The following is a 13,420-nucleotide window of genomic DNA, read 5'->3' as shown; positions in this document are numbered from 1 at the left end:
TCTAGCGCTTTCTGCCAAGCGGATGCTTGGTCTGGACGACGTGCTGCAAGTGCTCGCCGGCCACGTGGGTGTAGATCTGGGTGGTCGCAATGTCAGCGTGACCAAGCAAGGTCTGGATGACCCTTAAGTCGGCGCCGCCTTCCAGAAGGTGGGTGGCGAAGGCGTGGCGCAGGACGTGCGGGCTGACCTTCTCGCGGTCGACCCCGGCGGCGATGGCGGCGTCTTCCAGCAGCTGGCCGACGCGGCGAGCGGTCAGGCGGCCGGTCGCGCCGCGCGAGGGGAAGAGCCACGGGCTGTCCTTGGCGCCCTTCGGCAGGAATGACGGACGCTCGGTCAGATAGGCCTTCACCGCCGTGCGGGCGGCGTCGTTCAGGGGCGCCAGCCGCTCCTTGCCGCCCTTGCCCTTGACGATCAGATAGGCCGGATCGCGGGCCAGGGCGGTCAGCGGCAGGGCCAAGAGCTCGGAGATCCGCAGGCCCGAGGCGTAGATCAGCTCGATCATGCAGGAGAGGCGCAGGCCTTGCGCGCCGTCCTTCTGGATCGCGGCGGCCAGCAGACGCTCGATCTCCTCGCGCTCCAGCACCTTGGGCAGCGGACGGCCAGCCTTGGGGGCGGCGACGCGGCGGGAGGGGTCGTCGGCGCGCCAGGTCTCGCCCAGCACGAAGCGGTAGAACTGGCGCACGGCCGAGCGGCGGCGGGCGGCGGTGGCCGGCGACAGGCCACGCGCGGCGAGGTCCTGGAAATAGGCCTCGATCACCTCGGCATCGGCGTCGTCCAGGTCGCAACCCTTGCCGGCCAGGAAGGTCCGGGCGTCGTCCAGGTCCTTGCCATAGGCGGTCAAGGTGTTGCGGGCGGCCGCGCGCTCGACGGCCATCATCTCGAGGAAGGCGTCGACCCAGCCCGCGCCTTTCGTGCTCATTTCACGAAGGCCAGGCCCAGCAACCCCTCGACGACGATGGCGCGGCCGTCGGCGGAGAGGCCGGCATGGTTCAGGGCGCGGGCGATGCGGGCGCGGTCGGCGGGGATCGGGCCGGTCGCGCCGCTGTCGACGGCGATCGACAGGGCCAGCAGGCCCGCCTCGCCCTTGCGCTTGGCCGCGCCGGCGTCCTCCAGCACCTGCATCCGCGCCGGCGAGGCGACGGACTTGGCGAGGTCGAAGCCGGCGAACTGGGCGCGGTCGTCGGGGTCGAGGCTGCCGCCCAGGCTGGACAGCAGCACGGCGGCGGCCTGCGCCTTCGCACCGCCGGAGACGCCGCGCGAGATCAGATTGCCCAGCACCTGGTTGTCGACCTTGCCGGAGGCGGCGGCGATCAGGGCGTCCAGCGTGGCGAGGTCGGCGGCGGTCGCGCCGGGGATGGTGTCGCCGGTCAGACGGCTACGGATGGCCTGGGCGCTGGCGACGTCGCCGGCCGCCAGAGCCGCGCGGGCCATCAGCACTGGGTCCTGCAACGGTCCACCCGCCGCCGCCAGGGCGGCGATCGAGGCCGATGCGGCGCGGGCGGCGTCGATGAAGGCCGGCAGGGTCTTGGCCTGGCGCAGGAAGGCCAGGTTCGAGGCCTCCTGCGCGGTCAGGTCGGCGCCGGACGACACGCCCGAGATGTCGCCGCTGGTCTTGATCAGGGGCTTCAGCGCCGGCGAGGCCGAGACGATGGCGGCGGCCGACTGGATGTCCAGGTTCAGGCGGCGCGACAGGGCGTAGTTCACGCCGTTCTTCAGGTTGGCCGCGCCTGGCGCCGTGCCGCTCAGGGCCGCGCCCATCAGGCGGGCGTAGTCGGCGTCTTTCGTGGCGTTCTGGGCCAACTGGAAGGTCAGCTGGGCGGGATCGTTCTGGCCAGCCTTCAGCTGGCAGAAGGCCCGCAGCCGCAGCCAGTAGGCGCCGCCGCGATCGACGGTCAGGGCGTCCTGGGTGCGGCAGGCCTTGTCGTCGTCGCCGGCGATCAGGGCCGCCTCGGCCGTGGCCATCGACAGCGCCGCGCTGCCCGGCGCGCCGGTCGCGCGGTCCAGGATGGTGTTGGCGCCCTTGGCCTCGCCCAGAGCGATCAGGGCCAGGGCCCGCTGGGCGCCCATCTCGACATTGTCGCCCACCCCGGCCGGGCCGTTGGCCCCGGTCGACAGCAGGCGCTTGGCCAGGCTGGCGAAGGCCGGCGACAGCGGCTTCGTCCCACCCAGCTTGGGAATCACGTCGCGCAGGATGTCGGGCGCGGCGTCCTTCCACAGGTCACCCGGCAGGCCGGTGTCGGCGGCGGGCGCCGAGAAGTAGTCGGGCGCGGCCAGGCTGGTGACCTTGACCTCTTCCTGGGCGGCGACGGGGCCGGCGGCAGCCAGGGCGACGAGCAGCGCGAGCGCTTGCGGAGAACGCATCGAAAGGACCATGGACCGGTTATGACGCATGACGGAGTTCTCGCAAACTTGGCGGTTTGGCCAAGCCTCGTGTAAACCCGCGACCGCATCATGACCGAACTCGCTCACACCGCTGAAGATCTCGCCGCGCTGCGCGAGAAGACCATCGTCCTGGTGGGACTGATGGGCGTGGGGAAATCCAGCGTCGGCCGCCGCCTGGCCGGGGTGCTGGACCTGCCGTTCCGTGACGCCGACAACGAGGTCGAGGCCGCCGCCGGTCGCTCGATCTCCGAGATCTTCGCCGAGCTGGGCGAGTCGGCCTTCCGCGACGGCGAACGCCGGGTGATCGGCCGCCTGCTGGACGAGCCGCCGCACGTGCTGGCCACCGGCGGCGGGGCCTTCGTCAATCCCGAGACCCGCGCCCTGATCAACGAAAAGGCCGTCTCGGTCTGGCTGAAGGCCGATGTCGAGCTCCTGGCCCGCCGCGTCTCGCGCAAGGACAACCGGCCGCTGGTGCGGGGCAAGGACCCGGTCCAGGTGCTGACCCAGCTGGCCGAGACCCGCAACCCCGCCTATGCCGAGGCCCAGGTGCACGTCCAGACCGGCGACACGCCGCACATGGTGGCGGTCGAGGCCATCCTGGCGGCGCTGCGCGCCCATCCGGCCCCCACCGAGTAGGAGTACCGCCATGATCCGCACCGTTCCCGTGGGCCTGGGCGATCGCGCCTATGACGTGGTCATCGGTCCTGGCCTGATCGACAAGGCCGGCGAACGGATCGCGCCGGTGCTGGGCAAGCGCAAGCGCGTGGCCATCGTCACCGACAGCAATGTCGGCGAGCATCATGGCGAGCGCCTGGCCGTGTCGCTGGAAAAGGCCGGCGTCGCGGTCGACGTCATCACCATCCCGCCGGGCGAGGAGAGCAAGAGCTTCGAAGGTCTGCAGGACCTGTCCGACCGCCTGCTGGCCCTCGGCCTGGAGCGCGGCGACCAGATCGTGGCCTTTGGCGGCGGCGTCGTCGGCGATCTCGCCGGCTTCGCGGCGGCGATCTACAAGCGCGGCATCGACTTCGTGCAGGTGCCGACCACCCTGCTGGCCCAGGTCGACAGCTCGGTCGGCGGCAAGACGGCCATCGACACCCCGCGCGGCAAGAACCTGATCGGCGCCTTCCACCAGCCGCGCCTCGTCCTGGCCGACCTGGACGTGCTGTGCACCCTGCCCGCCCGCGAGCTGGCCTGCGGTTATGCCGAGATCATCAAGTACGGCCTGCTGGGCGACTTCGCCTTCTTCGAGTGGCTGGAAAAGAACGTCCACGCCGTGCTGGAGCGCGATGTGGACGCCCTGGTCCACGCCGTCGGCCGCAGCGTCGAAATGAAGGCCGAGATCGTCGAGGAAGACGAAAAGGAAGCCGGCCGCCGGGCGCTGCTGAACCTCGGCCACACCTTCGGCCACGCCATCGAGGCCGAGATGGGCTTTGGCGATGCGTTGAAGCACGGCGAGGCGGTGGGCGTGGGCATGGCCCTGGCGTTCCGCTTCTCGGTCCGCCAGGGCCTGTGCCCCAGCCAGGACGCGGTCCGGGCCGAAGCCGCGATCAAGGCCGCCGGCCTGCCGACCACCATGGCGGATGTCCGTCCCGAGCCCTTCAACGCCGACGCCCTGGTCGCCCACTGCGGCCAGGACAAGAAGGCCGAGGGCGGCAAGTTGACCTTTGTCTTGGTGCGCGGGATTGGCGACGCGTTCGTAGCGAAAGATGTGGACCGCGAGGCGCTGAAGGCGTTCCTGATCGAGGAAGGCGCGGTCTAGGAGGCGGCTATGCCGCGGACGGTCATCGGGGTCGTCGCAGTCGCCGCCCTGATCGGAGGATGCGCCGTCCTGGGGCGGCCCGAGGCGCCGGTTCCCGGCGTGGACTATGTCGTCACCGTCCACGACAACGCCGCCGCCCAGCGTTTCGACGTCAGCCTGACGTCACGCTCCAAACGCAAGCTCTGCCTGCTGCCGGAGCAGTGGCCCGGCCCCATCGGCAAGATCGACTGGGCCAGGGACCATGTCGCGTTGAAGGTCGGCGAGGTCCGCTATCCGCTTGAAGACTGGAACGGCGGCTACTGCATCGGCGGCTGCTACGTCGCCAAGGTCAGCCCCGGAAAGAGCGTCAGCGCCTTCATCCCGTATGCGGATTTCGAGGGCTTCGGAGCGGAGCGCTATCAGGCCGAAAAGGCGCTGGTGTTTTCACCGCTGGCCAGCTGGTGCTCCGGCTAGCCCATGAGTAGATCCTCCCCCGCGATGCGGGGGAGGTGGCCCGGAGGGTCGGAGGGGGCCAGCACGGCCGACCTCCAGCTTGCCCCCTCCGTCGGCTCCGCCGACACCTCCCCCGCATCGCGGGGGAGGATCTATTAGACCTAAGCCCGCTTGCGCCCCTTCAGCGTCAGCGCGATCGCCGCCACCAGGAAATAAAACGCCCCGAACCCGGCATAAGGCGCGATCTCCACCGGCGCGGGCGGATGCCCGCCGGCCTTGAGCGACCCGGCGATCATGAACACCCCCGCCAGCACCGACTGCGCCCCGCTCAGCACCATCGGCCACTGACCGCCCACCGAGCGCCAGCGGCGCACGCCCGCCACCAGCTGCAGGATCCCCGAGAACGCCGCCCAGACGCCGAACACGGTCAGCACCCGACGCGGATCGGCCTGCAAGGCGAACAACACGGCGAAAGCGACCGTCAGGCTGACGAACAGGTTGAAGGTCTGCGGCGGGTTGACCGCGAAACCGCCGTTGGAGCGGGCGTCCAGCGCATTGGCCAGGGCGTCCCAGGCCGGATAGGCCACCAGCAGCACGCCGCCGATCAGCGGGTTGCTGGTCCCCACCGCCACGGCGGCGAGGATCCAGGCGACCGACACGCCGGCCCGCAGGAAATAATAGCGCTTGAGACCGTCGCGCTGAACGTCTTCGACATGGGCCATGACGGCCTCCCTGAAGCTGAAATTTCCATGCCGAGACATTATATGTCGCGACATATGAAACCGCTCTACAGAGCCGCACCGGCCGAGTCCAGCCATTATTTGTCACGACATCTAATTTCGCGGTAAGAACCCTCGACGATCAGGAGACCCGCCGTGTCCGACTTCATCCCCACCCTCGACCAGCAGCTGTGCTTCTCGCTGTACGGGGCCAGCCTGGCGATCAACCGCGCCTACAAGCCGCTGCTGGACGCGCTGGAGATTACCTATCCGCAGTACCTGGTCCTGAGCGCCCTGTGGGAAAACGACGGCCTCAGCGTGGGCGCGATCGGCGAGCGGCTGGGCCTCGACTCCAGCAACGTCACGCCGCTGGTCAAGCGCATGGAGGCCGCGGGCCTGGTCGGCCGCGTGCGCAACCCCGCCGACGAGCGCCAGGTGGTGGTCAGCCTGACCGACGCCGGCCGCGACATGCAGGCCAAAAGCACGTGCCTCGGCCAGACCCTGTTCGCCGCCGGCGGCATGAGCGTCACGCAACTGGTGCAGCTGAACAAGGACGTCCAGGCGTTCAGGGACTCCGTCGCGCGGTTCGTCAGCGACCAGCCCAGGCCTTGAGCAAGGAGCGACCTACGGCGTCGCCGGCTCTTCCCGCGACAAGCCTCGCGCCTCCAGAGCCTCGAACAGCGCGGGCGCGCCTTCGACATCCGAAAAGAAGATGTCGAATACTCCCCCGCTCCTGAGCTTGAGCATGAGGCAGGCCGACCGGTCGTCCAATGACCACGACACCACGTCGCGCCACCTGACCGTCCTGCGCCGCAGGATGGTGCGGTGCTCCACGATCTCATCGCCGGAGAAATCGACCCTCCAGAGCGACAGGTTGGCGAAGTAAAGCGCGCCGGACGAAATCATGGCCACCAGCAGGTAGAAGACGATGGCCCGGGGTCCACGCGCCTCCCAGCCGGGAACCCCCATCCAGCTCCAGGCGAACGCCATGGCGAGGAAAGCCCAGGCGAAGACGGACAGCACCCCCACGATGGCGCCATGCCTCAGCACCCCCGGCCTCAGCGGCCCCCGAAGGAACCTGACCAGGGTCACGGCCAAGTAGACGAAGACGACGAGCCCCGCGGCGCCGACCGTCAGGCGGAAAACGAACTTGCCCAATCCCGCGAGCATTTCGACGATAAATTCCATAGGCCTCCCCCCGGCTCGGTCAGCGCTCGATCCCTAGTTGATTTTTCTGCGGCGACCAACGCGGCGCACGCGAGCGCCCTGGAGGCGCGGTCTTTGTCCCTCCCCGACGTCGCCGGCTTGGCCTAAAACACCCTCATGCTCACCGCCCTGCTCGGCCTCGCGCCTGTCGTCATCGCTCTGTTGACCCTGTCGGCGATCTTCTCGGCCGCCGAGACGTCGATGACCGGGGCCAGCCGCGCCCGCATGCACCAGCTGGAGCGCGAGGGCGACGCGCCGGCGCGGCGGGTCAACAAGCTGCTGTCCGACCAGGAGACGATGATCGGGGCGGTGTTGTTGGGCAACAACCTGATCAACATCCTGGCCTCGGCCCTGACGACCCAGGTGCTGACCACCCTGATCCCCGGCCCGTGGGGCGTGGCCGTCGCCACCGCCGTCATGACCGTGCTGGTGCTGGTCTTCGCCGAAGTGCTGCCCAAGACCGTGGCCATCGTCCGCTCGGACGACGTGGCCCGCACGCTGTCGGGACCGACCCTGTTCATCGTCCGCGCCTTCGGCCCGATCATCTACGCCATCCAGTGGATCGTGCGCCGCACCCTGCGCCTGTTCGGCGTCAAGCTGGACATGGCCGTCGACGTGCTGGCCGCCCACGAGGAGATCCGCGGCGCGGTCGACTACCACCACTCCGAAGGCCTGGTCGAAAGCGGCGACCGGCGCATGCTGGGCGGGGTGCTGGACCTGTCGGACATGGACGTCTCGGAGATCATGGTCCACCGCAAGTCGATGGTGCTGCTGGACGCCGACCTGCCGGCCCGCGAGCTGGTCGACGAGGTGCTGGAGGCCCAGCACACCCGCGTGCCCCTCTATCGCGACGAGCCCGACAACATCGTCGGCGTGCTGCACGCCCGCGACCTGCTGAAAGCCCTGGCCCAGTCGCCGACGGGCGTCGAGGGCCTGGACATCGCCGCCATCGTCCGCGAGCCGTGGTTCATCCCCGATACGACCAACCTCAAGGATCAGCTGAACGCCTTCCTCAAGCGCAAGAGCCACTTCGCCCTGGTCGTCGACGAGTACGGCGCCCTGCAGGGCCTGGTGACGCTGGAGGACATCCTGGAGGAGATCGTCGGCGAGATCGACGACGAGCACGACACCGCGCTGGAGGGCGTGCGCCGCCAGGGCGACGGCTCGGTCAATGTCGACGGCCACGTCACGGTGCGCGACCTGAACCGGGCCATGGACTGGCGCCTGCCCGAAGGCGACGCGGTGACCATCGCCGGCCTGGTCATCCACGAGGCCCAGATGATCCCCGAACCGGGCCAGACCTTCATCTTCCACCGCCACCGTTTCCAGGTGTTCCGTCGTCAGAGAAACCAGATCACCGCCCTGCGGATCAGCGCCCCTCTGGACGACGACAGCGAACTCTGAATCACTACGGTCAAGTTTCCGGTTCCACCTTGGGAACCGGATGAGAAAGGACGCGTTTCGTGTCCTTACGGACCAGGGGCGGTCCGGCGTGGAGGGGCGCGTTGGTCAAGTTGGCTGAGACGGACATTCGCGAGGACGGCGAAGCCGTTCTGCGTACGCGTCTGGCCCGGCTGGATAGCGCGCTGGCCGATGAAATCCGCAAATCCGACACCCTGGCGCGGGTCAGCGAGGCCGTCGCCTCCAGCCTCGACATCGACAGCTGCGTGCAGGTGGTGATCGACGGAGCGCGCGAGATCAGCGGCGCCCAGTTCGGAGCCTTCTTCTACAATCTGGTCGACGCCGAGGGCGAGTCCTACACCCTGTACCGGCTGTCGGGCGCGCCGCCCGAGGCCTTCGCCAACTTCCCCATGCCGCGCAAGACCGAGATCTTCGCCCCGACCTTCGACGGGGTGGGCGTGGTCCGCTCGGACGACATCACCCAGGATCCGCGCTACGGCCGCAACGCGCCGCGCAAGGGCATGCCCGAGGGCCACCTGCCGGTGCGCAGCTACCTGGCCATTCCGGTCTCCAGCCGCCAGGGCGAGGTGCTGGGCGGCCTGTTCTTCGGCCATTCCGAGCCGGGCCGCTTCTCGCCGCGCGACGAGAGCCTGCTGGTCGGCCTGGGCGCCCAGGTCGCCGCCACCATCGAGTCGATCAAGCTGAACGCCGGCTCGCGGGCCGAGCTGGACCATCGCCGCAAGGCCGAGGAGCGGCTGAAGTTCGCCCTGGACAGCGGCGGCATGGGCTCGTGGGACCTGGACGTGGCCACCAAGGCCTACGAGGCCTCGGACCTGTGCAAGGCCAATTACGGCCGCCGTCCGGACGAGGCCTTCACCTTCGCCGACCTGATCGCCACCATCCATCCCGAGGACCGGCCGCGCATCCTCAGCGCCATCGAGACCGCCATCCGCGACGGGGCCGAGTACGACGTCGAGTACCGCGTGATCCATCCGACCGGCGAGTTGCGCTGGCTGCACGCTCGCGGCCGCGCGGCCCAGACCGCCGACGACGGCGGCGTGCGCCGCCTGGCCGGGGTCTCGCTGGACATTACCGAGCGCAAGCGCTCGGACGAGCGCCAGAAGCTGCTGGTCAACGAGCTGAATCACCGCGTGAAGAACAGCCTGGCCACGGTGCAGTCGATCGCCGCCCAGACCCTGCGCTCGGTGGCCGCGCCGGAATATTTCCGCGACGCCTTCGAGACCCGGCTGATCGCCCTGTCCCACACCCACGACCTGCTGACCCGCGAAAGCTGGGCCGGCGCCAGCCTGCGCGAAGTGTTCGACGTCGAGCTGCACGCCATGGCCGGCGAGGACCGCGTGACCTTCGACTATCTCGGCGACGTGCGCCTGAACCCCAAGGCCGCGGTGGCCTTGGGCATGGGCATCCACGAACTGGCCACCAATGCGGTCAAGTACGGCGCCCTTTCGACACCGGACGGCCGCGTGGCCGTGCAATGGTCGCAGGAGGACGGCGTCCTCCGCCTGATCTGGACCGAAAGCGGCGGCCCGCCCGTCACCCCACCGGCCCGTCGCGGCTTTGGCGTCCGCCTTCTGGAGCGCGGCCTTGCGGCCGAGCTATCCGGCGGGGTCGAGCTGACCTATGATGCGACGGGACTCGTCTGCCAAATGGCGTTGCCCCTGCGCGCGCTGGAGCCCTGACACATGACTGCACTTTCCGCCCTCAAGGTTTTGGTCGTCGAAGACGAAGCCCTGGTCTCGATGCTGGTCGAGGACATGCTGACCGATCTCGGCTGCACGATCGTCGGCCCCGCCGCCGAGATCGAGGAAGCCCTGAAGCTGGCCACCTCGGCCGACATCGATGCGGCCCTGCTGGACGTCAATCTGGGCGGTCGCCCGATCTTCCCGGTGGCCGACGCCCTGAAGGCGCGCGGCGTGCCCTTCGCCTTCGCCAGCGGCTATGGCGAGGCGGGCCTGACCGAGGACCACAAGGGCGCCACGGTGCTGCAGAAGCCCTTCCGCGAGGCGGATCTCCGCCGCGTGCTGGAGAGCCTGGTCAGCCAGACCGCTTAGAACGTCTCCAGATCGAAGACAAAAAAGGGGCGGCTCCGCGAGGAGCCGCCCCTTCTTTTTGGCTGAATAGCCGCTCCCCAAGAAAATCCCGGGGGCGAGAGCGGCCGGGAGGCGAACCTCCCGGCCGTCGTCGCTTAGAAGCGGGCGTTCAGGCCGACTTGGTAGTAGCGACCCAGGACGTCGTAGACGCCCAGGCCCGTGGTGCCCCACGGCGCTTCTTCGTCGAACAGGTTGCGGACGTTCAGGCGAGCCTTCACGCGGTCCAGACCCAGACGACCACCGACCAGTTCGGTCAGGTCGTACGAGATGGCCAGGTCGTTCAGGTAGTAGTCCTTGACCCACAGCGGATCGCGGGTTTCCGGGGTGAAGTCCTTGTTGAAGTAGGACTTGCCCGTGAAGCTGGTCGTCAGGGTGACGGCCAGCGGACCGCGCTTGTAGGTGGTGTCCAGGCGCCAGGAGACGTCCGGGTTACCGATTTCGCCCTTGTCGTCGTTCAGGTCGAAGCCCAGGCCGGTGACCGAGGTCTCCTGCTTGTTGACGTGGAACAGGTCGAAGTTGAAGCCGAAGCCGCCCAGGTCGGCGCCGTTGGCGCTCTTAGCCAGGAACGGGATGTCGGTCAGTTCGAAGTTGTAGTCCACGCCCAGGGTGGCGCCCTGGAAGTTGGTGTAGCCAGCGTTGACGAAGCCGGTGGCCGGGCCGGTGTAACCGGTGGTCTGGTCGGCGGTCACGACTTGGCCGGTCGAGTTACGACGGAAGCGCGAGCAAACGTCGGCCGGCTTGCTCGGCGAGTCGTAGCAGACCTGCATGATCGAGCTGAGCGTGAAGTTGGCGATGGCGTCGGTGATGTCGACGTTCACCCAGTCGAAGCTGATCGCCAGGCCCTTGATGAACGAGGGCTGGTAGACGAAGCCCACCGACCATTCGTCAGCCAGTTCGTTGCGCAGGCTGCGGTTGCCCGAGGTGGTGCCTTGGACGGTCGCGGCCTGGACGTTCGAGGTCAGGCTGAAGTTCGACGGCAGACCCAGAGCGGCGAAGTCGGCGCGGCAGTTGGCGCCGCGGGTCGCCGGGTTCGGGCCCGAGTTGATGTTACGAGCATCGCAGGGGTCGGTGGCGGTCATGAAGCTGACCGCGTTCGGCAGGAACAGCTCGGTGATCGCCGGGGCGCGGAACGAGCCCGAGCGGGTGCCGCGGATCAGCAGGTCGTTGATCGGCTTCCAACGAACGCCATAGCTCCAGGCGTCGTTCTTGCCGGCCAGCGAGTTGTCCACGCGACGACGCGCGCCTTCCAGTTCCAGGCTACGCATGCCCGGGAACGAGAAGTCACCGCCGAAGATCGGGATCAGACCTTCGATGTAGGCTTCCTTGGTCTCGTACGAACCGCTCAGCGACGAGATGGCGGCCGAACGGCCCACGCCCAGACGCTGGGCGTCGTTCGGCGTGAAGCGCGACTTTTCCTTACGGTACTCGTAGCCGGCGTTGAAGCTGACCATACCGGCCGGCAGCTTCACGATGTCACCGCCGAAGTTGGCTTCGTAGCCCGTTTGGATCAGGGCGTAGTCGCTGACGAAATCGACGCTGATGTACTTCTTGGCCGCTTCGCTCGGAGCGCCCAGACCGAACATGTTCAGCGGGGCGCAGCCGGCGGCGCGAGCAGCGGCGCTACGGCAGACGATGGCGCCCGTACCGTCACGCACCGCGTCAATCGCGTTGGTGAACTTCACCTGGTCGATGTTCGGCGAGGAGAAGGTGCCCCACGACTTGCCGAAGTTGGCCGCGACGTTCCAGAAGAACTTGCGGTCGGCGAATTCGAAGTCGCCTTCCAGGTTGAACACCGTGCGCAGCAGGTCGCCTTCGGTGCTGGTCTTGTTGTTACCCAGGTCGGCCGAAGCGCGGCTCAGGTAGAAGATGCCTTCGCCCGGGTTGGCGGTGTCGGCCGTCAGCGGGGTCGGCTGACCCAGCAGAGCGGTGCGGGTCGCGGCCGGCAGGAAGGGGTTGGCCGTCGAGAAGGCCAGCGAAGCCGAGTTACCGCCGAAGATCGGGGCGTTGTAGATCGGCTGGTTGTACGGCTCGACCGACGTCTGGTGGTTGTAGAACAGTTCCGAGTTGAAGCGGATGTGGTCGGTGACGTCGTAGCGCGCGAAGAAGGTCGCGACGTGACGCTTCACCGGCGAGATCAGCGACGACAGATCGGCCAGGTTCATGCCGTCGCCGCCCGAGGCGACGCTGGCGCTCCAGAACTGTCCGGTGTTGTACGGGATCAGCGTGCCGCCCGGACCGAACTGGGCCGTGATGCGCTGGCCCGGGTTGCTCGGGTCGGCGATGGTCAGCAGGCTCGACAGGGCCGAACCGCTGTTGCGGAACGCCAGACCGCCCAGGGTCACTTCCGGGATGCGGCGGTTCAGGGCGATGATCGAGCCCGGGATGCCGTCGGTCGTGGTGCGGTTGGCCGGGTTGACGACGAAGGCCAGCTGACGGGCGGTGATCGGACGATCGTTGAAGCCCAGCTGGGTGGTTTCGTTGTACTCGTAGCTGCCCGACAGGTTCAGGCGGCCGTCCATGAAGTTACGGCCGACCGTGATGCGGCCGCGATAGACGTCGGCGTCGTTACGGTCCGAGACGCCGTACTGGCCGTCGATTTCGACGCCTTCGTAGTGGGTCTTGGTGATGACGTTGATGACGCCGGCGATGGCGTCCGAGCCGTAGACGGCTGCGCCGCCGGCCTGGATGGTTTCGATGCGGTCGATCAGACCGGTCGGGATGGCGTTGAAGTCGACCTGACCACCAGCGCCCGAACCCGAGAACAGCGAAGCGACGTTGCTGCCGACGAAGCGGCGGCCGTTCACCAGGGTCAGGGTGCGGTTGGTGCCCAGGTTGAACAGGTTGATGTAGTTACGACCCGTGCCGAACGAGCCTTGGTCGCCGATCGGATTGATCGGGACGCCGGCCGACGGCATGTCGTTCAGGGCGTCGGCGACGTTGGTGTAGCCCTTCGAGTCGATCGACTCCGAGCTCAGCACCTGGATCGGTTGCGCCGAGACGAGGTCCGGACGGCGGATGCGCGAACCGGTGACGACGACGGCTTCGAGTTCAGCGGTATCCTCTTTCGGAGCGCTGGCTTGCTCGGCTTGAGCGAAAGCGGTGCTCGCGCTGGCCAGCGCGATCAGCATGCTGGTGCCGAGGAGGAGGGAACGACTGATCATGTAAGGAAAAAACCCCCGAATTGGACAAGCGGCCCACTGAGCCCCGCATCAGCCAAACGCGGGACTTCGGAGTGAGCCTTGTGGGGGAGCGTAGGCGAGCGTCGGTTGGGTGACACCACCAATACGCCGAACGCTGTGACTTCGTGCCCAAACCGTTACCTCCAGGACACAGAAATGCCATAGAGGCCCAGCTTGGACATGGAACGTTGCATTACACGAAGTTAATAGGTTCTGCCCGCACACCCGGTA

Annotated in this window: 12 protein-coding genes; 7 read left to right on the top strand and 5 right to left on the bottom strand. The window is 68.1% G+C overall.

What is annotated here, in order from left to right; translation table 11 throughout:
- Position 1 precedes the first annotated feature (1 nt).
- Both AC07NF_RS11250 and AC07NF_RS11245 read right to left on the bottom strand, forming a co-directional pair.
- On the bottom strand, positions 2 to 919 hold the full coding sequence (locus AC07NF_RS11250; RefSeq protein WP_494631736.1) for a site-specific tyrosine recombinase XerD: 918 nt from the start codon (positions 917 to 919) through the stop codon (positions 2 to 4).
- Positions 916 to 2,391: a hypothetical protein gene (locus AC07NF_RS11245; protein ID WP_494631737.1), complete on the bottom strand. Its 1,476-nt coding sequence runs from the start codon at positions 2,389 to 2,391 to the stop codon at positions 916 to 918. Before AC07NF_RS11245 ends, AC07NF_RS11250 begins: the two co-directional genes overlap by 4 nt.
- Positions 2,392 to 2,451: 60 nt before the next feature.
- On the opposite strand from AC07NF_RS11245, the gene AC07NF_RS11240 reads away from it, so the two are divergent.
- The 3 genes from AC07NF_RS11240 to AC07NF_RS11230 are packed head-to-tail and all read left to right on the top strand — an operon-like array spanning position 2,452 to position 4,594.
- Positions 2,452 to 3,018, top strand: a complete 567-nt coding sequence (locus AC07NF_RS11240; RefSeq protein WP_494631738.1) for a shikimate kinase — start codon at positions 2,452 to 2,454, stop codon at positions 3,016 to 3,018.
- Between the two features lie 10 nt (positions 3,019 to 3,028).
- The gene (gene aroB / locus AC07NF_RS11235) at positions 3,029 to 4,141 is read left to right on the top strand and encodes a 3-dehydroquinate synthase (protein ID WP_494631739.1); all 1,113 of its coding nucleotides are present in this window, start codon (positions 3,029 to 3,031) and stop codon (positions 4,139 to 4,141) included.
- 9 nt (positions 4,142 to 4,150) lie between these two features.
- Positions 4,151 to 4,594, top strand: coding sequence for a hypothetical protein (locus tag AC07NF_RS11230; protein ID WP_494631740.1), 444 nt, complete (start codon positions 4,151 to 4,153; stop codon positions 4,592 to 4,594).
- 140 nt (positions 4,595 to 4,734) lie between these two features.
- Here the strand turns inward: AC07NF_RS11230 and AC07NF_RS11225 are convergent, their stop codons facing one another.
- Positions 4,735 to 5,295: a DUF308 domain-containing protein gene (locus AC07NF_RS11225; protein ID WP_494631741.1), complete on the bottom strand. Its 561-nt coding sequence runs from the start codon at positions 5,293 to 5,295 to the stop codon at positions 4,735 to 4,737.
- Between the two features lie 153 nt (positions 5,296 to 5,448).
- Here AC07NF_RS11225 and AC07NF_RS11220 point away from each other — a divergent pair, with 153 nt between their 5' ends.
- Positions 5,449 to 5,904 carry a MarR family winged helix-turn-helix transcriptional regulator gene (locus AC07NF_RS11220; protein WP_494631742.1) on the top strand — a complete coding sequence of 152 codons (456 nt, stop codon included), beginning with the start codon at positions 5,449 to 5,451 and terminating at the stop codon, positions 5,902 to 5,904.
- 12 nt (positions 5,905 to 5,916) lie between these two features.
- Here the strand turns inward: AC07NF_RS11220 and AC07NF_RS11215 are convergent, their stop codons facing one another.
- Entirely contained in the window at positions 5,917 to 6,480 is a 564-nt protein-coding gene (locus AC07NF_RS11215) for a hypothetical protein (RefSeq protein ID WP_494631743.1), read from the bottom strand.
- A gap of 135 nt (positions 6,481 to 6,615) precedes the next feature.
- Here AC07NF_RS11215 and AC07NF_RS11210 point away from each other — a divergent pair, with 135 nt between their 5' ends.
- The 3 genes from AC07NF_RS11210 (at position 6,616) to AC07NF_RS11200 (ending at position 9,971) form a co-directional block, all read left to right on the top strand.
- Complete coding sequence (locus tag AC07NF_RS11210; RefSeq protein ID WP_492814661.1) at positions 6,616 to 7,902, top strand: HlyC/CorC family transporter; 1,287 nt, start codon at positions 6,616 to 6,618, stop codon at positions 7,900 to 7,902.
- Between the two features lie 101 nt (positions 7,903 to 8,003).
- Complete coding sequence (locus AC07NF_RS11205; RefSeq protein WP_494631744.1) at positions 8,004 to 9,599, top strand: HWE histidine kinase domain-containing protein; 1,596 nt, start codon at positions 8,004 to 8,006, stop codon at positions 9,597 to 9,599.
- Positions 9,600 to 9,602: 3 nt separating this feature from the next.
- Positions 9,603 to 9,971 carry a response regulator gene (locus AC07NF_RS11200; protein WP_492814658.1) on the top strand — a complete coding sequence of 123 codons (369 nt, stop codon included), beginning with the start codon at positions 9,603 to 9,605 and terminating at the stop codon, positions 9,969 to 9,971.
- A 134-nt stretch (positions 9,972 to 10,105) separates the two neighbouring features.
- Here AC07NF_RS11200 and AC07NF_RS11195 read toward each other — a convergent pair whose 3' ends face one another.
- Positions 10,106 to 13,171: a TonB-dependent receptor domain-containing protein gene (locus AC07NF_RS11195; protein WP_492814656.1), complete on the bottom strand. Its 3,066-nt coding sequence runs from the start codon at positions 13,169 to 13,171 to the stop codon at positions 10,106 to 10,108.
- Positions 13,172 to 13,420 lie beyond the last annotated feature (249 nt).

It is taken from the genome of Caulobacter sp. GW821-FHT10A06 (genome assembly GCF_059415805.1).
The sequence above is the reverse complement of the archived record's forward strand: the minus strand, read 5'-3'. Positions and strand labels throughout refer to the sequence as shown.

What these genes read in the sequence shown, in the direction of transcription:
- AC07NF_RS11250 (WP_494631736.1), bottom strand. Translation starts at nt 919, where the DNA reads ATGAGCACGAAAGGCGCGGGCTGGGTCGACGCCTTCCTCGAGATGATG.
- AC07NF_RS11245 (WP_494631737.1), bottom strand. Translation starts at nt 2,391, where the DNA reads ATGCGTCATAACCGGTCCATGGTCCTTTCGATGCGTTCTCCGCAAGCG.
- AC07NF_RS11240 (WP_494631738.1), top strand. Translation starts at nt 2,452, where the DNA reads ATGACCGAACTCGCTCACACCGCTGAAGATCTCGCCGCGCTGCGCGAG.
- aroB (WP_494631739.1), top strand. Translation starts at nt 3,029, where the DNA reads ATGATCCGCACCGTTCCCGTGGGCCTGGGCGATCGCGCCTATGACGTG.
- AC07NF_RS11230 (WP_494631740.1), top strand. Translation starts at nt 4,151, where the DNA reads ATGCCGCGGACGGTCATCGGGGTCGTCGCAGTCGCCGCCCTGATCGGA.
- AC07NF_RS11225 (WP_494631741.1), bottom strand. Translation starts at nt 5,295, where the DNA reads ATGGCCCATGTCGAAGACGTTCAGCGCGACGGTCTCAAGCGCTATTAT.
- AC07NF_RS11215 (WP_494631743.1), bottom strand. Translation starts at nt 6,480, where the DNA reads ATGGAATTTATCGTCGAAATGCTCGCGGGATTGGGCAAGTTCGTTTTC.
- AC07NF_RS11210 (WP_492814661.1), top strand. Translation starts at nt 6,616, where the DNA reads ATGCTCACCGCCCTGCTCGGCCTCGCGCCTGTCGTCATCGCTCTGTTG.
- AC07NF_RS11200 (WP_492814658.1), top strand. Translation starts at nt 9,603, where the DNA reads ATGACTGCACTTTCCGCCCTCAAGGTTTTGGTCGTCGAAGACGAAGCC.
- AC07NF_RS11195 (WP_492814656.1), bottom strand. Translation starts at nt 13,171, where the DNA reads ATGATCAGTCGTTCCCTCCTCCTCGGCACCAGCATGCTGATCGCGCTG.